Source organism: Xenorhabdus griffiniae, assembly GCF_037265215.1.
Taxonomy (GTDB): domain Bacteria; phylum Pseudomonadota; class Gammaproteobacteria; order Enterobacterales; family Enterobacteriaceae; genus Xenorhabdus; species Xenorhabdus griffiniae.
Genome location: NZ_CP147737.1, coordinates 3,501,320 through 3,521,795, shown reverse-complemented (window position 1 = coordinate 3,521,795; position 20,476 = coordinate 3,501,320). Strand labels below are relative to the sequence as shown.

The window sequence follows — 20,476 nt, the reverse complement described above, 5'->3', positions numbered from 1 at the left end:
CTCCTTACATAATTGAGCGATAACCTTGAATCATTGACGGTGACAGATACCATTGCGTCCCTGAAGGTTGGCTGAGTACGCGCATTCGTAGCCATGTCCCTTGGGCAAGGAAGAACGGGAAGAATTGATAGAGTGAATTGGCGAATCGATACATTTCGCCGGCATCGGTATAAACGGTTTCATCCAGCATCAGGGTAACCAGCAAACAGCGAACGGGCCTGTCCCGAAGCAATCTGTCACCCCATTTCACCGCTATATTGGTGATCCCACCGATCATACGCTGGATATTCCGGCTGGACGTGCGGTCAGTCTCTGCATACAGATCAAAGTCCAGTAACAGTTGTCTGACTGACGCAACCATCTCCAATAAATAGCTACCGTTAGAATAGTGCGATAACAAATTCCAATGACGGTGGCTATCAACGATCGGCGGGTATGTTTGCGAAGCTGGCGTGATATTCTTCAATTGAAATACTTCGGGAACATTTTCACCCGCCAGACAGATCTCTCCTAAGGCAAGCGGTGCCTGATGCTGTTCAAAACCATAAAAATGGCAAATGAATTCATGCTCAGGTGGTTTACGCATCAATTCCGCTTTACTGTCATAGAAAACCAGTTCGTACTGTATTTTTCCCAGTGCATCTTGATTGATTTCAAGCGCATAGAACCAAGCCTTATCGTATTCTGGGTGATAGCGATCCATACCTGTCAGGAGGCTGACCGGATAAAACAGATATTCACCTCCACGGCTTTCTTTTTCTGTATTCGGCTCATTTTTCAGTTCAACGCCTGCAATATGCAAAACACCTTGAGTCGGCATGAGAGGTAAGCGATAGCGCGCTGTTTCTGGCGTAAAAGGGAGTGTCACCTGTCGGTTACGCGCCATATTTATGACAGGCACACAATGAAGCTGAAATGCTGATTCAATTTGAGTCGCAGACAAAGGCAGGATTGTATTCAGCGTGAGAACGACACTGAATTCACGTTGTTTTGCCAGTTTCAATCGCTTTGCCATTGTCGGCAAGGGCAGATTCAGAAATTGGTTAATATGTGGCAGGTAAAGTGACTCAATTAATAGCTGTGGTGCCCAGTTATCCCCGACAGCAGATGATAAAGCCAATCGGGAAGCGCCTGAAAGCGGTTCAAACCGATCGCCGTGTGCTTTATAAACTTGCTCACCATGATGTAATTCCGCATCATCATAATATTGCGTGAGTCCCAGCATCAGGGTATCTGCAACTTGCTCATCACTGCTCAGGAACAAATTAATCGGCTGAGTCAACCACTCTTCTTCTTTGCCGATGTAACGGAATGTTAAGGTGATTTTGGTTGTCTGTACCTGATGTGTAATTTCACGTGACACCAATGCCAAAGGCGCAATAGGGCATTCACGGCACGTTACAAATGGTTGCCGATGATGAGTATAAACTTCTGTTCCCACCGGAATAGAAAAAGCGAAATCCCCTTGTGCCTCACTGTCAAACTGAATAATGCTGGTTGCGGGAATACCTTTTATTGGTTGTGCGCGCAATTTTTGTAACAATGGTTGAGTTAACTCAGGAAAGGCATCCTTCACTTTTTGATTCAGGCGTGCCATCAAAGCAGCAAAGCCCTCATTAAGCCTTTCGGCATCAGGATCTCTGCCACTGAGGACATCTCTGAGATGTGACTTGTTTTCACTCGCCGCTTTTGCAAGTTGCCTTAAGTAATCAAGTTCCCACTGATAAAAATATTCAAACGGATTCACTACTAACTCCTTTCCTTAAAGCGGTATGTTATGAGGATAACCCCTTGGCATATATACCTGTCCTTCAAGTGGCAGCATTGTTGGTATCCTGAAATAGATAGGGTATATGTTTAATTTATTAATTTCAGGTAAGTTTATATATTTATAAATTCTTATTAATTAAAAATAGCCGCTTAATATATACGCTGTGTGGAATATGTCAAAACGAAAAATAGTGGACATATTGTGGCTTTATTTCCATTTATTCATGATGAAAATATTAGATTATATAATGTTTTAGTTTGGTTTTAATAAACTAAATTGATTAATTTATCCGTTCGCGATTAACCGCTTAGAATAGCTGACAGGTAACGTGAGCTTTGCTTAAGAAAGGAGATAAGGAGGAATTTTAAAGCTGCCAGTTGTACCTGACAGCTTGTTTTAGAGGAGAAAAGGCGAAAAATTATTTCAACCAGCCTTTTTCTTTTGCGGCTTCCAATTGTAGCAGCAGGTATTTCCATAATTCAGGATAACTTTCGGAAACAAAGTGGAGCAGGTTGTAAGCTTGCTCAAAGCGAATATTATTTTCGACCCAACTCTGTCCTTGGTTATGCAAGTTCATAAATACCGGCATAATTCTATCGAGGGTTTTAGCAAAACGCGCTTCTGGCGTGATGGCATCTTCGTATTCGTGCCACAGTTCCAGAAAATATTTTCTCTGGGTTTCCGGCAGTAAGCCAAAAATACGGTTAGCTGCTTTCACTTCATGTTCGTGAATGGCTTCACGGGCAGCCAGATCGAACGCGATAACATCACCCGTATCGATCTCAACAATGTCATGAATTAAAGCCATCTGCATGACTCGGTTAATATCCACATCTCCGGCATAAGGAGCAAAGCCAAGCACAGCAATGGCAAAATGCCAGCTATGTTCAGCGGAGTTTTCATGGCGCGTATTATTCAATAACTTGGTCTTGCGATGGACATATTTTAATTGATCCAGTTCCATAAGAAACGCAATGACATCGGTAAAAGGGCCGAAATCAACAGGAGGTACAGCTAATGACATACAAAAACCTCAATAGTTATTTTTCTTCGTCTAGTGAATAAGGCAATGTTTGAATGGTAAGAGTACTACTTTCATCATCGCGAATACGAAATACACTCCCTGCTTCCATATCATTATTCATGACCACTTGTACCCAGATTGCGCCATCAACCAGTTTGACTGCCGCCAATACTGAACCGGTTCGACGCCATTTCTCGCCCAATTGCCATTCCAAATCATCGCCAACAGCCGGCAGGGAAGTGGCATTACCTGCCAGCCAGTACATGGCTCGCTTGTTTGCCCCACGATATTTGGCTCTGGCTACCATTTCCTGACCGGTATAACAGCCTTTCTTGAAGCAGATACTATTTTCGATTGCTTGCAGGTTGGTGGCCTGTGGAATAAATTGTGCGCTGCTGGCAGCATCAATCACTGGGAACCCGGCTTCAATTTCCAACGCCAGCCATTGCTGGCTGTCATTCAACTGCGGTTGACATGCTGCGATTAACGTTTCGGTTAATTTAGCGGCAGTTGTTTTGTCCGTGACGATAAGGAAACGTTCAGCGGGAAGGGCAAAGTGGAGGAGGGTGGTAGCTTCGTGTTGGATAACAGGAGACTCAGTATCAGGCAGGGTTGGAAAGAGGGGAGTCAGCGCTTCCCGGCTTCCTGTGCCAGCAACACCGAGCAAGATATTTGCTTCATCTTTGGCAAGTGTTACTTTGGAAAACACAGCATACTTTTTCAATTCGGTTAATTGGGTTTCCAACAATGAACGGCGTTCAATATAGGCAAAACCTTCACCACGCTGAAACAGGCGTAAGTTACTCCACATCTTGCCCTTGGCATCACAATGGGCAGTTAATACGTGCTGGTTATCATTCAGGGAAGTCAGATCGGCCGTAATCTGACCTTGCAGATACTTCTTCGCATCAGCGCCTATGGCTGTCACTATCCCCCAATCATCAAGGGAAATTAAAGTCAGTGGTAGTGTTGCCGAAGGGGATGGATCTTGTGCAGAAAACGGTGTGTGGTAAGTCATAGCAGCTCCTGCCAGTAAACTAACTAAGAAATAACACTAATGGTAAAAGAGATGCGGTTTAATGCAAAGGGATTATGCTTGTTATTTACAGATAAGGCATGCATGGTCAATTTGTTGCGATAGGCTTCGCATCTTGTCGATATATCTTGTGATCTCACCGAGGCAGATGATGAAAAACAGCCCAGAATCGTTGATAATCTGCTTACCGTCTTAATGGCACGAATGAAAATGATAAAGAGGCTTTTTAAACATGGATATTGAGAATAAAGCACGTATTCACTGGGCATGTCGTCGTGGAATGCGTGAACTGGATATTTCTATCATGCCATTTTTTGAATATGAATATGATTCATTGGGTGATGATGACAAACGGATTTTCGTTCGTTTGCTGGAGTGCCCTGATCCTGACCTTTTCAATTGGTTGATGAATCATGGACAGCCCGAAGATGATGAACTGTATCATATGGTGAAATTGATCCAGAGCAGAAACCAAGCCCGTGGTCCTGTGGAACAATAAATTAAGGGCGTCTCGCCAGACTCGCCTGTTTTCCACGGGCGTACATGGTGCAGTCGCAATTGCTGCTTTGCTGGCACCCTGGCCTGCTTTTTTGGGGCTTTTATTTTTCTGGTTTCCACTGTTTGCTATCGTTATAAGCAGTTGGACGTGGAGCCAGAAAAATATCCGGCAGTGTCAGGGCAGGTTGGTACTGTTCGAAGGCAACAAAGTGCATTGGCAAAAAGCTGCCTGGCGTATCGCTCAGCCCCCGTGGTTCCATCGCTATGGAATGGTGGTTATGCTCCGTGCATTTAGTCAGGCAGAAAATAGGTGCGTTCGGTTATGGATAGCATCAGATAGTATATCGCCTGCGGCCTGGCGTCATTTGAATCAATTGATGCGCCAATACCCTGGACGGTCATGATGGCTAAAACAACGCTTCCATTTCAGACAATATCTGCATACACCATTCGCCTAAGCGCTCATCTGTTTGTTCGAATTGGTTCACATCATCCAGAGCCAGCCCGACAAAATGTTTGCCATCTTCGGACAACGGTTTCGGGCTGGTAAATTCATAACCGTCTGTTGGCCAAAACCCTATAAACTGTACACCCGTTGGTAGCAGATGGTGATACAGCATTCCCAATGCATCCAGAAACCACTCGCCATAATCGATCTGATCACCCATGCCATACATAGCAACGATTTTTCCTGCCAGATCTAACGAGGGAAGTTGATCCCAAATAGCCTGCCAATCCTCCTGTAATTCGCCGAAATCCCAAGTCGGGATACCGAGGATCAGGACAGAATATTCTTCCATCAAGCAGGGATCACAATCCTTGACATCGTGCAGGTCGATCAGATCTTCACCGAGTATATCGCGTATTTTTTCTGCTACCATTTCTGTATAGCAGGTACTGGAGCCGTAAAAGAGACCAATTTTCATCATTAGTTATCAGGGAATTTCGAATATCAAGATCGGTATTGTAACAGAATAATTGCTTTTTCAGGCATAATAGCCCGATTGGAAGGCACAGATAGGCAGACAGAAAGAAGGAATAAAGAGAAATAATGCCAAAAAAACATAACCTATTAGATAAACACCCATCGGCTAATCCCCTGATAGAGCAATTTCTCGATACCATCTGGCTGGAAAAAGATCTGGCCGAAAACACCCTGGCTTCTTATCGGCTTGATTTACAAGCTTTGAACAATTGGTTGATGCATTATGATCACGATTTACTTTCAGTACAGCCGATAGAATTACAGTCGTTTTTAGCTGAGCGAGTAGATGGCGGTTATAAAGCCAGTAGTTCAGCCCGCTTGTTGAGTGCAATGCGGCGGTTGTTTCAGTATCTATATCGTGAAAGAATGCGGGAAGATGATCCAACCGCATTATTATCTGCGCCTAAATTGCCTAAACGTCTGCCCAAGGATTTAAGTGAAAAACAAGTTGAGGATTTGCTAAACGCGCCTTTGGTTGACCAACCACTCGAATTGCGAGATAAAGCCATGCTGGAAGTGCTTTATGCTTGCGGATTGCGAGTTTCAGAACTGGTTGGCCTGACCTTATCTGATGTGAGCTTACGCCAGGGAGTGATCAGAATTGTGGGTAAGGGCAATAAGGAAAGATTGGTTCCTTTGGGAGAAGAGGCTGTTTATTGGCTGGAAAAATATCTGGAATATGGACGCCCGTGGCTATTAAATGGTTCTGTATCTGATGTATTTTTCCCCAGTAAGCGCGGAACACAGATGACACGCCAGACGTTCTGGCATCGGATCAAACACTATGCTGTATTGGCAAGTATTGATGCTGAACGCTTGTCACCCCATGTCTTACGCCATGCTTTTGCAACACATTTACTTAATCATGGTGCAGACTTACGTGTTGTGCAGATGTTACTAGGCCATAGTGACCTCTCCACAACTCAGATTTACACCCATGTAGCCACCGAACGTCTCAAAGTGCTGCATCAACAACATCACCCCCGTGGGTAACTGCGGGATTAAGTGAAAATAAAGGAACAAATAATGAAGAAGATCGCGTTTTGCCTTTCATTACTGTTGACTGCTGTTGCCAGCAATGCCTTTGCTGATGAGAGTGCTATCAATAACACATTGTCTAAAATGGGAATTAAGGCAGAAAGTATCACGCCATCACCACTACCCGGTGTGAGTTCAATTTTAACTGAGCATGGCATTATTTACCTGTCGGATGATGGTAAGTATCTGTTACAAGGGCCACTTTATGATGTTAGTGGCAAAGTACCCCAAAATATCAGCAATAAGGTTCTGGTTAAAAAATTGGAAGCTTTGAAAAATCAAATGATTATTTACAAAGCGCCAAAAGAAAAACATGTTGTTACTGTTTTTACTGATATTACCTGTGGCTATTGCCGTAAATTGCATGAGAGTATGCAAGAATACAACGAATTGGGGATTACTGTTCGTTACCTGGCGTTTCCTCGTCATGGTTTGCAACACCAGTCAGCTAAAGATATGCAGTCTATTTGGTGCAGTGCAACACCGAATAAGTCACTGAATGCCGCTTTCAAAGGAGAAAATATCTCTCCAATTAAAGAGTGTAAAACAGATATTGCTAAACAATATCAGTTAGGCTTGCAGTTTGGTGTTCAGGGCACACCGGCGATCGTCTTAAAAGATGGCAGTGTGCTCGGTGGTTATTTGTCACCAAAAGATTTACTGGCTGCGTTGGAACATCATGGCAACTAATTGAAATAGTTGATGTTCCCATTCAGTAAATACAAAAACTCGTGAATAAAAAATCAGTGAATAAGAAACTGTGAGTAGAAAAATACAACTCCGCCGCCGACCGGTGGCGGATCCTGGCCATCTTCCCAACGATATCCATCCGTTATTGCGCCGTTTATATGCTATGCGTGGCATACAGCAAGCTGGTGAACTGGAGCGTAGTGCAAAGGGACTCCTCAATTATCAATCCCTCAATGGTATTGAGCAGGCTGTTACCCTATTGGTCACTGCATTACATGAACATTGGCACATCGTGGTAGTTGGCGATTTTGATGCAGATGGAGCAACCAGTACCGCTTTGAGCATCCGCGCTTTGCGGGCCATGGGATATCGCAACCTTGATTATCTTGTGCCAAACCGTTTTGAAGATGGTTATGGATTAAGCGCTCAGGTGGTTGATGAAGTTGTCAAAAGAAGCGCAGATCTGATTATCACCGTGGATAATGGGATCTCATCCCATGATGGTGTAGCCGTGGCACATCAACATGGCATCAAGGTGATCGTCACAGATCACCATTTACCGGGCGAAACATTACCAGCCGCAGATGCCATTATCAATCCTAATTTAGTTGACTGCGCTTTTCCTTCTAAGGCGTTGGCAGGGGTTGGTGTTGCATTTTATCTGATGTCTGCACTCAGGGCTGAATTGCGCAAACTGGCATGGTTTGAGCAACAAGGTATTCCATTACCCAATTTGGCGGAACTGCTGGATTTAGTGGCATTAGGTACAGTGGCTGACGTGGTTCCCCTCGATACCAATAATCGCATTCTGGTATATCAAGGACTCAATCGCATTCGGGCAGGGCGTTGCTGTGCGGGAATACGGGCGCTGCTCGAAGTTTCCAAACGGGAAGCGACAAAATTGGCCGCCAGTGATTTGGGATTTGCGTTGGGGCCACGCTTAAATGCCGCCGGACGTCTGGATGATATGTCCGTTGGGGTGGCATTATTACTGACTGATGACATGGCGCAAGCCCGCCAGATTGCTTGCGAGTTGGATGGCCTGAACCAAACCCGTCGGGAAATCGAACAAGGTATGCAGCAAGAAGCCTTGCAGATCTGCGATAAAATCGAGCGAACCCATACCCAGCTACCTTACGGATTAGCCATTTACCATCCCGAATGGCATCAGGGGGTTGTGGGCATTTTGGCATCACGTATTAAAGAGCGTTTCCATCGCCCAGTCATTGCTTTTGCTCCGGCAGGTGATGGCACTTTGAAAGGCTCTGGGCGTTCCGTAAATGGTTTACATATGCGAGATGCACTTGAACGTCTTGATACTCTGCATCCAGGACTGATGTTGAAATTTGGTGGTCATGCGATGGCAGCGGGATTGTCGATTGAACAAGACAAATTTGATCTTTTTCAGCGCTATTTTTCCGAACTGGTCGCTGACTGGATGGATATAGCCCAACTTGAAGGTGTGATTTGGAGCGACGGCGAATTAGCATTGGAAGAGTTATCGTTGGAAGTGGCTGAAATTCTACGTGATGGTGGTCCGTGGGGGCAGGCATTTGCGGAACCGGTTTTTGATGGCAAATTCAAACTACTGCAACAGCGTATTGTGGGTGAAAAGCACCTGAAAGTCATGCTGGAACCCTTAAATGGTGGACCAATGTTAGATGGCATTGCATTTAATATTGATGTCAGTTGCTGGCCGGATAATAGTATCAAAACAGTAGAATTGGCCTATAAACTGGATATTAACGAATTTCGTGGTAATCGTGATGTTCAGCTTTTGATCCAGCATATTTGGCCCTATTGAATGAACTTAGGTTTCCAGTTGCATTTAAAAAGGTGAAGGGTATGAACCCCTTGATAGATCCGTTACAATGCACGGTTCGAAAATATCCATGCGACCATCGTTTATTCATAATACACAACGTATAAGACACGAAATATGTTTGAAATTAATCCGGTAAAAAATCACATTCAGGACCTGTCTGAGCGGACAGCAGTTCTGAGGGGGTATCTTTGACTATGATGCCAAGAAAGAACGTTTAGAAGAAGTCAATGCTGAACTCGAACAGCCTGATGTCTGGAATGAACCGGAACGGGCACAGGCGTTGGGTAAAGAGCGTTCATCACTTGAAAGCATCGTAGAAACCATTGATCAGCTGACTCAGGGATTGGAAGATGTGAACGGCCTGCTGGAACTGGCCGTTGAAGCTGATGACGAAGAAACCTTCAATGAAGCCGTCGCTGAGTTGGAACAGCTGGAAGAGAAGCTGGGCCAACTGGAATTCCGTCGCATGTTTTCTGGCCAATATGACAGTGCAAACTGCTATCTGGATCTTCAGGCGGGATCTGGCGGTACAGAAGCGCAGGATTGGGCCAGCATGTTGATGCGTATGTACCTGCGTTGGGCAGAATCCAAAGGCTTTAAGACAGAAATTATTGAAGAATCTGATGGTGATGTTGCGGGTTTGAAATCTGCCACCATCAAAATTATGGGTGAATATGCTTACGGTTGGTTGCGTACAGAGACGGGCGTTCATCGCTTAGTACGTAAAAGTCCTTTCGATTCAGGTGGTCGTCGCCATACATCATTCAGTTCTGCCTTTATCTATCCAGAAGTGGATGATGATATTGATATCGAAATCAATCCAGCTGATTTACGCATTGATGTATACCGTGCCTCTGGTGCTGGTGGTCAGCACGTTAACAAAACCGAATCTGCAGTACGTATCACCCACGTACCGACAGGTATTGTAACCCAATGTCAGACAGACCGTTCTCAGCATAAAAACAAAGACCAGGCGATGAAGCAGTTGAAAGCGAAACTGTACGAACTGGAAATGCAGAAGAAGAATGCAGATAAACAAGCAATGGAAGATAACAAATCGGACATTGGTTGGGGGAGCCAGATTCGCTCTTACGTTTTGGATGATTCTCGCATTAAGGATTTGCGTACTGGTGTAGAAACCCGCAATACTCAATCTGTGCTAGATGGGGATCTGGACAAATTCATTGAAGCAAGTTTAAAAGCTGGCCTATGAGGAACTAAAATGTCACAACAACAACAAGGTGCTGAACAGGCTCCTGATTTAAATAACGAACTGAAAACACGCCGTGAAAAACTGGCTGCCTTGCGCAGCAACGGCATTGCTTTCCCAAATGATTTTCGTCGCGAAAACATTTCCGTAGATCTACATGCTAAATACGATGACAAGACCAAGGAAGAATTGGAAGCGCTTGACATCGAAGTGACTGTTGCTGGTCGCATGATGACACGTCGTATCATGGGTAAAGCCTCTTTTGCCACCCTGCAAGACATGGGGGGGCGCATTCAGATCTATGTTTCCCGTGATGACCTGCCGGAAGGCATTTACAACACTCAGTTCAAGAAATGGGATTTAGGTGACATTTTAGGTGCGCGCGGTAAGCTGTTCAAAACCCAAACGGGTGAACTTTCTATCCATTGTACTGAGTTGCGTTTGCTGACTAAGGCATTGCGCCCACTGCCGGATAAATTCCACGGCTTGGCGGATCAGGAAACTCGCTATCGTCAGCGTTATTTGGATCTGATCTCGAACGATGAATCACGCAAGGCATTCCAGATCCGTTCCCGCGTGATGTCGGCATTACGCAGCTTCATGATCCAAAAAGGTTTTATGGAAGTTGAAACGCCAATGATGCAGGCGATCCCTGGTGGTGCAAGTGCGCGTCCATTCATTACGCACCATAACGCGTTGGATATCGACATGTACCTGCGTATTGCGCCAGAACTGTATCTGAAACGTTTAGTCGTCGGTGGTTTTGAGCGTGTTTTCGAAATTAACCGTAACTTCCGTAATGAAGGTGTTTCTCCGCGCCACAACCCAGAGTTCACTATGATGGAACTCTATATGGCTTACGCGGATTATCAGGATCTGATCGTACTGACTGAAGAACTGTTCCGTACCCTGACTCAAGAAGTACTGGGTACAACATCGGTGAAATACGGCGAACAGGAATTTGATTTTGGTCAGCCTTTTGCCAAGATGACCATGAAAGAAGCGATCTGCAAATATCGTCCAGAAACCAACATGGCAGATTTGGATGATATGGACAAAGCGGTTGCTATCGCGAAATCCTTGGGTATTGACGTTGAAAAGGGCTGGGGCTTAGGCCGTATTCAGTGTGAAATCTTTGAAGAAACCGCGGAAAGCCATCTGATTCAGCCGACGTTCATTACAGAATATCCGGCAGAAGTTTCTCCGTTGGCACGCCGTAACGATGATAACCCATTCATTACTGATCGTTTTGAATTCTTCATTGGTGGCCGTGAAATTGGTAATGGCTTCTCGGAGCTGAACGACGCGGAAGATCAAGCAGAACGTTTTGCAGAGCAGGTTCGCCAGAAAGATCAGGGTGATGACGAAGCGATGTTCTACGATGAAGACTACATTACTGCGTTGGAGCACGGCTTGCCGCCAACAGCAGGCTTAGGGATTGGTATCGACCGTATGGTGATGTTGTTTACTGACAGCCACACCATCCGTGATGTTATCCTGTTCCCGGCAATGCGTCCACATACGCATAAATAATCGTTTCTCGATTAAAACCAGCTAAAAGCGCTGTCCGGTTAACCAGACAGCGTTTTTTTACATACATCAAAAAAGCTTAAACAACTGACTGAAATATAGACAAATATTAACGATATACTACTTGCTGAGATTTAGTAAGAGGTATATATTTAACGCCATCACTTCGTTGATGCGAGTGTAGTTCAATGGTAGAACGAGAGCTTCCCAAGCTCTATACGAGGGTTCGATTCCCTTCACTCGCTCCAAATACACTTCTCTTATAGTCAATTATAAAATATAATTAAATCAATAAATATCGGTCGGTTGATGGCAACAATCACATTTAACTGTTTTATCGGTAGAAAAAGCCTCTGTTCCAATGGGGTCTGGATGATATTTGAAAACGGGTAATGCTTTTTTATTCAGTGCCATATTGGCTCCTTATATATTTAGATCCTGATTCCCCTGATGATGATATCGTTTCATACCGTTATGCATCAAAAAGGGATATTTCTGTATTAACGGGCAATTGCCACACTTGCTTTGATATGTTTAAGGTGAACGACAATCGTAAAGGTCACAACCACTAATAATGACCATGCTCCCCATTTTCCTGCATGAACAACAGACCAAGCGCCTAATTGATTCGGGTATTGCCAGATCCCAAAAAAGGTACCGAAGTTTTCTGCCAACCAAATAAAAAAACCAATCAGTATAAAAGCAAGTAAGAGAGGCATTTTGCGTTCTTTATCCAACGGCGTATAAAAAACAGTACCACGTGCATACAAACCGAAAATAAAAGCAGTTAAATACCAGCGATAATCATCAATATAGTGATGACTAAAGAAATTAATATAAATTGCCACTGCCACCAGCGTTGCCATCCAATACGGTGGGTAATGCTCAATCCGTACCTTAAAAAAGCGCCATGACTGTATAATGTAACTCCCCACGGCCGCATACATAAAACCTGTAAATAGTGGGACACCCCAAAGCTTAGTAAACGCAGCATCAGGGTATTGCCATGAACTAATAGATGCTGACGTTTTAAATAGTTCCATTATAAAACCAACTAAGTGGAAGACACAGATCGCTTTCAATTCATCCCATGTTTCGAGTTTTGATTGTATTAGAAATGCTTGAAAGGTTACTGCGAATACTAATAGTACATCATAACGTGGTATACCCATGATGCCTTTTGCGGGAACCAAAAATAAAGCCAAAAAAAAGAAACCAGCAAATAAGCACGAGCGTGCATTAATCAATCCAAAGAAAAGAAACTCTAAAATAAATCGTTTAATACCTGTGCTGTTATTGGGCTTATGATCCATTAAGACGTTATCAATTTTACGCAGAACATTTAGTTTCTGGCTCATACTTTCCATTTAATTAACCCTGTTGGTCTTATTTGTTGTTAATTCATTATGATAATGCTGATTTCACGCCGCAGATTCTAGCAAGAAATAGCATTAATGTTGATATGTAATGCCAGGACGGTATATGAATATCTGGCTTATCCATGGTGAGATCAATGAGTTGCCCTTTACTTTCGGCCTGACAGGTGTGATAGGAATGATGAAGCCAGTGTTTGATATCAGGGGATTTTAATTTTGTCGTTCAAAAATACATACGATTCTTAGGGAGTATTTCAATATCTTCCGAAGAGAGTGTTAGTGCTGAACATTGCTGTGCAAAACGAACACTGTCTTTCAGTTCCATGCCTTCTAACCAACAATGTACAAGGCCTGCCATCATAGCATCACCCGCACCATTGGCATTAACAATATGGGTATTGATTGCACTTGAACATCCTGATGTATTATCCATTTCACTGTAATAAACACCTTCTGCATCCATACTCAAAATTAAGCGCTGGACGCCATGTTGATGAAACCAGTGTGCCGCAACAGCGGCATCTTTTTGAGTTTCAATTTTTATGCCGCTAAGGATTTCTGCTTCAGTTCGGTTGGGTTTTAAGGTATGAATCTGCGATAGAAAATGGCGAATTTTGGCTGCTTTGGATCTTGAAACCGTGTCAACAAAAATTGGCACATTACCGGAATGATTAAATAGCCATTTTAGGGCTTCTTCAGTTAAATTACAGTCAATCACTAACACATTAGCATGCTGAATTAAAGATTTAGCTTGAGATAATAACGTAGGGGTTAATTTTTCCAGAATGCTCATATCATTAACAGTAACAATACATTTCCCATTTTCATCGATAACAGAGTTGCAAATTGACGTTTTTTCACCCTCTAATTTATAGAAATAGTTAACATTAACACCAGCCAATTTTGTATGATCAAACAGGGCATTGCCATTGGCATCATTACCGATAACGGAAATTAAATAACTTTCATTTTTTAATAGCGCAATATTTTGAGCGATATTTCTCCCTACGCCGCCTGGTGTAGAAATAATTTTCCCTGGGTTGGAATCTTCATAAATTAATTTGGCTGAGGTATAACTTGTTAAATCTATATTCGCTGCACCAATAGTCACAGTATAAACATCGTTAGATAAAATATACCCTTTGCCTTTAATATAACCTTTTTTACTTAGGTTCATAATATGTCCCGCAACACATGAGCGACTGATTCCGAGAATATCAGCAATTTCTTGTTGCTGAATGAAAGGATCACGCTTTAGAAGTTGCAATATCTGGTTTTCCCTTTTTGACATATCATACCTTTGGTTGTTTTTTTGTTCTGATGTTTTATTTCATGTCTGACAGACAGTAAAGGCTATTTTTATATTTCTTTTTCATTATGAGAATATGATCGTAAGATTAGTAAAGCCAGCAAATGACATAAAAATGTGATGTATATCTCGAATATTATGCTGAAAAATTCAGAAGAATCAGGTAACTAAATACATCAAGTGAGTAAACTATATTTTATCCTGTTATAACTTCTTTTAAATCAGTATGTTGGGTTAATTTATGGAAACTACAAACATGTGTTTGGTTTTTATGATTTGCTGATTTTCATGGCGAGGTCAGACTGGAGTACATAATGAGAAAAAATTACCCCTGGTTACATAATTAGCGATGTAACCAGGGAGGATCTAAAACTCAAGTTCTATTAGTCGATGTTATTTTTTATCAGCTAACAGATGGTACGAAACGGCAATACCTGCGGCTTGACCAGCAAGTGAAGGTTCATCGCTGGCTAAATACAGCCCTGCAATATAGTGACCATCAACAGCATATTTTCTGTATTTTGTCGCGTAGCGCTCACCGATTCTGAGTTGACGTCCATCACTTAACGTAAATAACGCTTCATCAACAGCGCCATTGCCCCATACTTCCAACCTTTCAATAACACTGTCATTGAGTTCAATTGAACTGGTTTCTGATGTGACTGTGCCGAGTGTATAGGATGAACCGTTGGCAAATGTGATTTTAATACCACCCACTCTAGGGGCATTGCCAATTCTTTGTACGTACCCAAGCAATGATTTGATTTTATTGTATTTGCCATCGATTAAAGATGGCTTGAAGGGTTCCTGCATTTGATCGTCTTCTGTCAAGGCCTGAATTCTCGTCTTATTAGTAGGACGATCAAACACGGTTGAATAACTGATAGTTTTAGGATTGAAACCACTTTCCAGGCTATTATTTTGTAGATGTTCAATTAATTCAATACACTCTAAACCGTGTAATAAACAATATCCTCTTACAGACAATAAATTATTAGTGACACTTTCTGCTGTTGATGTGTTTATGGCATCGTTATATTCATTGGTATACATCGTATGGATGTAATTCTTGGCTTTGTCAACCAATTTGTCGATAAGTTGTTTTAACTCATTGACTTCAATATCTGTCAGCCCAATATCATTTTTCTTCTCTATCCCCATTTTCCAATAAGGGATCTGTAACATAACCGTGTTAGTGTACATCGGCAGGATCTGGTAGTTTGTTTTATTATCAAAAGACTTGAATTTTTCATCTATACTCACTAAATATCTGGCCAGGAACATATATGCATCATGGCTTTCTTGGCTGCCAGGTGAGGTTTCCAGCATGTATTGCACATGTTCCATTTTTCCTTTGATCTCTTGTATATCTCCATTAAGTATTCCTTTAATAGTTTGTAGAACGGCATTCTCTATCATTTGCTCTACTTTTTGGAGAATTTGCTCCCAGGTGTTATCTTTCTGTTGAGGCCAAAATAGCCCTAACAGGAAGGACATTGCGGGACCTGCTCCTGGAATAAACCCTACTCCACCAATGATGGCATCCTTTATAATTGATGACATATCCCATTCATAATCGGGAGTAGACATTGTATAAGGTGCTATAAGCATAATGTCAGTGAGTACAGGCAATGTTTCATTTTCAGATATATTAATCGGTGTGGTATTCATGATTTTATTTCACCTTAATTCCTTAGTTAAATAGTTATGAAATTAAAACTTATTAGTTATAAATGTTTTTCGTATTGTTATTTATTATATCCAGTAACAAAGGCTCGTTTATCTGTATCGTTATAAATGACGACTTTGCTGTAATACACAGAGTTGCTTGGTGATTTTAATATGCCGTCTTCTCCAGCTTTCACTGTGATAGCGGAATATTCGAACCATTCAGATGTGAAAGAATGAGACCAATAAAAAACAGCCCTGACTGATGAAGCGGGGCCAGAATTGGCTACGTAGTAATTAGGGCGTGTTTCGGGAATAATGGGGGTGTCAATTCTTATTGCCTCTATAGATGAGTGTGGCTCTATTGTCATATCCCTATAAGGATTGACAGCAAGAGGTTCTGATGCTGGTGTGTTGGTATTGTAAGTTAATAGTTCTGGATTAGAGTTGTTATTATTTATGATGGTAATGTTACTACTGCCACTTATATTTATATTGATTGTATTCATAATATGTTATCCTATTTTACATGTTGATTAAACAATGGTTTTATATTGCTTTTAATGTTGAGGTTTACTTTTTACCGTATTTTTTACCATGGTTATAGTATGTGATTATCTATACTTATGGTAAGTTATTTTCTTAAAATAATGTTTGTTTTTTTCTTGAGAAAGAACTATGTATTTATGACCGCAGTTATTCTAAACATATTTACATGGCAAAATGAAATATAAAAAATGTAAGTTTGCTTTAAAAAATCACACTGATTATTGAAATGATATTGTTAGAGTATGGATTGGTTAATATTTATTAACGTGTGTTGATAAGGAGTGGTATACCAATCTCACTTCAAGATACATGTGATATCTCCCCCGGTTCATGGGGAGGTATCAGGCTTAATAGAGTGTTGTAAATTGCAACTTGAAGTTTAATGCGTATATACCTATTTTAAATAAGGTTGATGACTTTGTTTCTATTGATCCAGGATATAAAGAGTACTCTTATTAGTCGAATCCAAGTTATGCTATTTATAATAAGGAAAATATGAATATATGTATAGATTTCAGCGAACACCCCCCGCAATGAGTTTAACCTGGTGAGTTTTTGGATAGTGCTCAGAAATCTTCTTTTGATGCAGCCACCAGCGTAGGTAATTGACGTCATGGCGATGTGAGTCGAACAACAGGCCGACGACACTGCCACTATGGGCAACGTTCAGGCCATAGATACCCGTTTGCTCGACCAAATCCCGTAGTTGATCAAAACAGGGTTTCGGTAGTATCGATTGGCTGGCGATGGCGCTTAACGTGCAAGCCTCCCCAAGGCGGTCATAGTCATGACGTTGGTTCGCGGTATGAAATTGCCACCAGGCATGTTGGAATAAAAGGGCGTTATCCCGCCATTGTGCGTGATGATCCTGTTGGTGATATTCTTCTGTCAAAATGGTTTGTGGGCTTTCCAACAGCAAAATATCGATATCAGGTTGCCAATCGAAGGGAATTTGAGTCTGGGCGGTGAGATGGTCAAACAAGGTCAATCGTTTGAATATTGTACTGTCAGTAGGCTCCAGTTTGACACAGAGTTGTGCTAGCTCCGTGCTTTCCAGTGACTTACCCAATAATCTGGCGGTGGCTTGGGCGGTAGCAGCAATATCCGCTGTGCTGCTGGCCATGCCTTTGGCGATTGGAATTGTCGATTGATATTCAATACGCAAGCCAGCAGTCAATTCTGGTGGTTCCTGCCAGTAATTCAGCAGTAAATTTACCATTTGGCGCATACGTGGCCGTTCATGTGGTATAGGAATGCCTTCACTCACGGAAACACAACTGAACCAGTTGATTGGACAGGAGATTAACTTTTCTCCCCCAAACAGCCATCCTTGTAGCAGTTCTCCGCAGGAAGCGGGACAAGAGGCTTCAGCCATAGGCAAAAACCTGTTGCATCGCTGCAATTAGGCGCTGATTTTCCCACTCACTGCGCACGGCTATGCGATAGTAACGTTCGTCTAACCCGACATAATTTTTACAATGGCGAATTAACAACCGATATTTAAGTAAAGCATGCCATAAATCAACATTGGGCTTATGACAACGGAAGAGCAGAAAATTAGCCGATGGCGGCCAGACAGTCAGTTCTGGGAAAGTTAAAAGCTGGGTCCATAGATAATGTTGCTGTGATGTTAGCCATTGATGTGTTGCAGCAATATAGTCATGTTCATCAAACAAAATTTCTCCCACCCGCGCAGCAAAGGCATTCATTGACCACGGTTCACGCCGGTTTTTCATCTCTGTAATCCCTGCGATATTTCCGCTAATTAAATAGCCCAAACGTAATCCAGGAATGGCAAAGAATTTGGTCATTGAACGTAATACATAAAGATGCTTAGTGACAGTCACTTGCGGAATCAACCCTCGATTCTCAGGGAGAAAATCAATAAAGGATTCATCGACAATCAATGCAATCCCTTGTCGTTCACAATGTTCTACTAGCGATTGCATAAACGGATTGTCCGGCATTAATCCGGTAGGATTATTGGGTGTGGCGATAAAAACGCAATCGGGTTGAATGGTGGAAAGCGTATTAAGCAGGCGTAAATCAGGTTGAAATCCGGCTTCCTCTGTTAGTGGATAATCGATAATTTCTGTGCCAATTTGCTGCAAAGCTCGTCGATATTCAGCAAATCCTGGGATAAGGAGCAAGGCGCGCTTAGGATTGAGATAACGGGTGACAGCATAGATCAGTTCTGTTGCACCATTGCCTGCGATTACTGAGTTGTAATCGCATTGATGGGCTTTTGCTATCGCCTGATGTAAGTGGCGATATTCCACATCTGGGTACTTTTCGATGTCGGCAAGACTGTTTTTGATCAACACCTTAACCCGTTCTGGCGCGCCTAATGGATTGATATTGGCACTAAAATCAATCAGCTCATTGGCGGGAAGGCCATATTGCTGGGCAATGCCGATAATATTGCCGCCATGTTCACTCATGGTATTGCTCCGTAAGTGGGAGGGAAGGAGAGCATTGCCCCTAAATTGACGACATCACCAACCACAATCAGCGCGGGGGCATGTAAATGCTTCGCTTCCGCTTTTGCCGCCAGGGTTTCCAATGTGCCTGTCACGCTCTCTTGTTTGGGATGGCTGGCATACATGATCACCGCAGCAGGTGTTGTGGGGGATTTACCATATAGCATCAATTGTTGGCAGATCTCCATCAGGCGGGTCATCCCCATTAGAATAACCAATGTGCCTTCCAATTGGGCGAGTATCTGCCAATTCTGTTGTTCATTGCCTTGAGAAGTGTGTCCAGTCACAACGTGGAAACTCGATGCATAATTGCGGTGGGTAATGGGAATACCGGCATAGGTTAATCCACCAATTGAGGAACTGATCCCCGGAATGACTTCAAATTTGATGCCATGTTGTGCCAGTACTTCTGCTTCTTCCCCTCCACGGCCGAAAACATAGGGATCGCCGCCTTTTAAGCGAACAACCCGTTTTCCCGCTTGCGCATGTCTGACCAGAATTTGATTAATCTCTTCTTGTGGGATGGGATGATAATCATGTTCTTTCCCAACATTAATAATTTCACAGTGGTCGGATACCTGGGCAATAAGTTCAGGATTGACGAGACGGTCATGGACAATGACATCCGCAGATTGAATACAGCGCAACCCTTTGACTGTAATTAAACCTGCATCACCAGGGCCGGCTCCCACTAACCATACATTGCCTTTATTCATTGAATTACCTCTATGGAATTAAAATATATACCAATCTAACTTCAAGATGCGTGTGATTTTTCCCTGCGAAGCGGGGAGAAATCAGGTCTCATATCGTGTTGTCAATGGCAGCTTGAAGTTTAATACGTATAAATTATCAAATGAAAAAATATATTTTCATCAGGATAGTGATGCTCTGTTTTTTTATAAAATCCTGTTTGTTCTGCTTTATGTTTTTTATTTATTGCTTTATGGATTGTTTCTTCTTGTTCTTATGAGCAGTGTTATGTCGATTTCAGTTTTTTATAATTATTACTTTAATGTGGAGAAAGTGAAATTGATTTATATCAATATCCGCATTCTTAAGTATGAATTATTTTAAAATTGAATTTCGTTATCTGTTGGAAATATTTTTACATATGAAAGTTTCTTTATCTTACTAACCAATTGAATTTTGTTATTTTTTAATTAATTCAATGTATTGGCGTTAATTTTTTAATTGCTGGATTTGTGGTTTTACATTGGTTTTTATTTTGTTTGAAATAAAGATCATTTTTAATGATTCATAATCATGAACAAGATCACAAAAATAATAGAGGGTGTTTTTATAAAAATGAAAAGTGTGTATTTTGAAAATAAATTTATTTCTCAGTTTTGTTTTTGTGCGAAATTAATATTGTGGTAATACTTTTTATTAAGTTGCTTATTTGTTATGGAATAAAGGGGTGTAGATATCCATGTTATTCATGGAATATTAATTGTTTTGTCGAAAACGAACTAAACGACGTTTAT

The 20,476-nt window shown here is 42.1% G+C and carries 19 protein-coding genes and 1 tRNA gene; 8 read left to right on the top strand and 12 right to left on the bottom strand.

What is annotated here, in order from left to right:
• Positions 1-4: 4 nt before the first annotated feature.
• The 3 genes from WDV75_RS15770 to ygfZ all read right to left on the bottom strand — a co-directional run bounded on the left by WDV75_RS15770 (position 5) and on the right by ygfZ (position 3,813).
• Positions 5-1,747 (bottom strand): type VI secretion system baseplate subunit TssF, encoded by a 1,743-nt coding sequence (locus WDV75_RS15770; protein ID WP_273570436.1) that lies wholly within the window; start codon positions 1,745-1,747, stop codon positions 5-7.
• A 442-nt stretch (positions 1,748-2,189) separates the two neighbouring features.
• Complete coding sequence (locus WDV75_RS15765; RefSeq protein ID WP_273570437.1) at positions 2,190-2,795, bottom strand: HD domain-containing protein; 606 nt, start codon at positions 2,793-2,795, stop codon at positions 2,190-2,192.
• Positions 2,796-2,811: 16 nt separating this feature from the next.
• Positions 2,812-3,813, bottom strand: a complete 1,002-nt coding sequence (ygfZ, locus tag WDV75_RS15760; protein WP_273570438.1) for a tRNA-modifying protein YgfZ — start codon at positions 3,811-3,813, stop codon at positions 2,812-2,814.
• A 250-nt stretch (positions 3,814-4,063) separates the two neighbouring features.
• On the opposite strand from ygfZ, the gene sdhE reads away from it, so the two are divergent.
• Both sdhE and WDV75_RS15750 read left to right on the top strand, forming a co-directional pair.
• A complete protein-coding gene (gene sdhE, locus WDV75_RS15755) occupies positions 4,064-4,330 on the top strand; it encodes an FAD assembly factor SdhE (protein ID WP_273570439.1) in 267 nt (88 codons plus the stop codon).
• Complete coding sequence (locus tag WDV75_RS15750) at positions 4,311-4,733, top strand: protein YgfX (protein ID WP_273570440.1); 423 nt, start codon at positions 4,311-4,313, stop codon at positions 4,731-4,733. The genes sdhE and WDV75_RS15750 overlap by 20 nt, the downstream gene beginning before the upstream one ends.
• Positions 4,734-4,736: 3 nt before the next feature.
• Here WDV75_RS15750 and fldB read toward each other — a convergent pair whose 3' ends face one another.
• Entirely contained in the window at positions 4,737-5,255 is a 519-nt protein-coding gene (fldB, locus tag WDV75_RS15745) for a flavodoxin FldB (RefSeq protein WP_189760353.1), read from the bottom strand.
• A 125-nt stretch (positions 5,256-5,380) separates the two neighbouring features.
• Here fldB and xerD point away from each other — a divergent pair, with 125 nt between their 5' ends.
• The 6 genes from xerD (at position 5,381) to WDV75_RS15715 (ending at position 11,855) form a co-directional block, all read left to right on the top strand.
• Positions 5,381-6,307 carry a site-specific tyrosine recombinase XerD gene (xerD, locus tag WDV75_RS15740; RefSeq protein WP_273570441.1) on the top strand — a complete coding sequence of 309 codons (927 nt, stop codon included), beginning with the start codon at positions 5,381-5,383 and terminating at the stop codon, positions 6,305-6,307.
• 33 nt (positions 6,308-6,340) lie between these two features.
• Positions 6,341-7,042 carry a bifunctional protein-disulfide isomerase/oxidoreductase DsbC gene (gene dsbC / locus WDV75_RS15735; protein WP_273570442.1) on the top strand — a complete coding sequence of 234 codons (702 nt, stop codon included), beginning with the start codon at positions 6,341-6,343 and terminating at the stop codon, positions 7,040-7,042.
• A gap of 70 nt (positions 7,043-7,112) precedes the next feature.
• On the top strand, positions 7,113-8,846 hold the full coding sequence (gene recJ / locus WDV75_RS15730) for a single-stranded-DNA-specific exonuclease RecJ (protein WP_273570443.1): 1,734 nt from the start codon (positions 7,113-7,115) through the stop codon (positions 8,844-8,846).
• Between the two features lie 135 nt (positions 8,847-8,981).
• A protein-coding gene (gene prfB, locus WDV75_RS15725) for a peptide chain release factor 2 (RefSeq protein WP_189760350.1) occupies positions 8,982-10,080 on the top strand; the annotation gives its coding sequence in 2 pieces (ribosomal slippage) (positions 8,982-9,056 and positions 9,058-10,080; 1,098 coding nt in all).
• 9 nt (positions 10,081-10,089) lie between these two features.
• Positions 10,090-11,610, top strand: a complete 1,521-nt coding sequence (gene lysS, locus WDV75_RS15720; RefSeq protein WP_273570444.1) for a lysine--tRNA ligase — start codon at positions 10,090-10,092, stop codon at positions 11,608-11,610.
• 171 nt (positions 11,611-11,781) lie between these two features.
• Positions 11,782-11,855 (top strand) — tRNA-Gly (locus tag WDV75_RS15715).
• Between the two features lie 40 nt (positions 11,856-11,895).
• Here the strand turns inward: WDV75_RS15715 and WDV75_RS15710 are convergent.
• The 8 genes from WDV75_RS15710 to cobA form a co-directional block, all read right to left on the bottom strand.
• The gene (locus WDV75_RS15710; RefSeq protein WP_273570445.1) at positions 11,896-12,021 is read right to left on the bottom strand and encodes a CbrC family protein; all 126 of its coding nucleotides are present in this window, start codon (positions 12,019-12,021) and stop codon (positions 11,896-11,898) included.
• 86 nt (positions 12,022-12,107) lie between these two features.
• The gene (locus tag WDV75_RS15705; RefSeq protein ID WP_273570446.1) at positions 12,108-12,974 is read right to left on the bottom strand and encodes a DUF817 domain-containing protein; all 867 of its coding nucleotides are present in this window, start codon (positions 12,972-12,974) and stop codon (positions 12,108-12,110) included.
• A gap of 232 nt (positions 12,975-13,206) precedes the next feature.
• On the bottom strand, positions 13,207-14,274 hold the full coding sequence (locus tag WDV75_RS15700; protein WP_273570447.1) for a PfkB family carbohydrate kinase: 1,068 nt from the start codon (positions 14,272-14,274) through the stop codon (positions 13,207-13,209).
• Between the two features lie 411 nt (positions 14,275-14,685).
• The gene (locus WDV75_RS15695) at positions 14,686-15,963 is read right to left on the bottom strand and encodes an insecticidal delta-endotoxin Cry8Ea1 family protein (RefSeq protein WP_273570448.1); all 1,278 of its coding nucleotides are present in this window, start codon (positions 15,961-15,963) and stop codon (positions 14,686-14,688) included.
• Between the two features lie 77 nt (positions 15,964-16,040).
• Positions 16,041-16,469 (bottom strand): JHE-like toxin PirA, encoded by a 429-nt coding sequence (locus WDV75_RS15690; RefSeq protein WP_273570449.1) that lies wholly within the window; start codon positions 16,467-16,469, stop codon positions 16,041-16,043.
• A 554-nt stretch (positions 16,470-17,023) separates the two neighbouring features.
• Positions 17,024-17,884 (bottom strand): GHMP kinase, encoded by an 861-nt coding sequence (locus WDV75_RS15685; RefSeq protein WP_273570450.1) that lies wholly within the window; start codon positions 17,882-17,884, stop codon positions 17,024-17,026.
• Complete coding sequence (cobD, locus tag WDV75_RS15680) at positions 17,877-18,950, bottom strand: threonine-phosphate decarboxylase CobD (protein ID WP_273570451.1); 1,074 nt, start codon at positions 18,948-18,950, stop codon at positions 17,877-17,879. The genes WDV75_RS15685 and cobD overlap by 8 nt, the downstream gene beginning before the upstream one ends.
• Positions 18,947-19,705 carry a uroporphyrinogen-III C-methyltransferase gene (gene cobA, locus WDV75_RS15675; protein WP_273570452.1) on the bottom strand — a complete coding sequence of 253 codons (759 nt, stop codon included), beginning with the start codon at positions 19,703-19,705 and terminating at the stop codon, positions 18,947-18,949. The genes cobD and cobA overlap by 4 nt, the downstream gene beginning before the upstream one ends.
• Between the last annotated feature and the right edge of the window lie 771 nt (positions 19,706-20,476).

Excerpts from the sequence above, each read along its gene's own strand:
- WDV75_RS15765 (WP_273570437.1), bottom strand. The coding sequence starts at position 2,795 with ATGTCATTAGCTGTACCTCCTGTTGATTTCGGCCCTTTTACCGATGTC.
- ygfZ (WP_273570438.1), bottom strand. The coding sequence starts at position 3,813 with ATGACTTACCACACACCGTTTTCTGCACAAGATCCATCCCCTTCGGCA.
- sdhE (WP_273570439.1), top strand. The coding sequence starts at position 4,064 with ATGGATATTGAGAATAAAGCACGTATTCACTGGGCATGTCGTCGTGGA.
- fldB (WP_189760353.1), bottom strand. The coding sequence starts at position 5,255 with ATGAAAATTGGTCTCTTTTACGGCTCCAGTACCTGCTATACAGAAATG.
- xerD (WP_273570441.1), top strand. The coding sequence starts at position 5,381 with ATGCCAAAAAAACATAACCTATTAGATAAACACCCATCGGCTAATCCC.
- dsbC (WP_273570442.1), top strand. The coding sequence starts at position 6,341 with ATGAAGAAGATCGCGTTTTGCCTTTCATTACTGTTGACTGCTGTTGCC.
- lysS (WP_273570444.1), top strand. The coding sequence starts at position 10,090 with ATGTCACAACAACAACAAGGTGCTGAACAGGCTCCTGATTTAAATAAC.
- WDV75_RS15710 (WP_273570445.1), bottom strand. The coding sequence starts at position 12,021 with ATGGCACTGAATAAAAAAGCATTACCCGTTTTCAAATATCATCCAGAC.
- WDV75_RS15705 (WP_273570446.1), bottom strand. The coding sequence starts at position 12,974 with ATGGAAAGTATGAGCCAGAAACTAAATGTTCTGCGTAAAATTGATAAC.
- WDV75_RS15700 (WP_273570447.1), bottom strand. The coding sequence starts at position 14,274 with ATGTCAAAAAGGGAAAACCAGATATTGCAACTTCTAAAGCGTGATCCT.
- WDV75_RS15695 (WP_273570448.1), bottom strand. The coding sequence starts at position 15,963 with ATGAATACCACACCGATTAATATATCTGAAAATGAAACATTGCCTGTA.
- WDV75_RS15690 (WP_273570449.1), bottom strand. The coding sequence starts at position 16,469 with ATGAATACAATCAATATAAATATAAGTGGCAGTAGTAACATTACCATC.
- WDV75_RS15685 (WP_273570450.1), bottom strand. The coding sequence starts at position 17,884 with ATGGCTGAAGCCTCTTGTCCCGCTTCCTGCGGAGAACTGCTACAAGGA.
- cobD (WP_273570451.1), bottom strand. The coding sequence starts at position 18,950 with ATGAGTGAACATGGCGGCAATATTATCGGCATTGCCCAGCAATATGGC.
- cobA (WP_273570452.1), bottom strand. The coding sequence starts at position 19,705 with ATGAATAAAGGCAATGTATGGTTAGTGGGAGCCGGCCCTGGTGATGCA.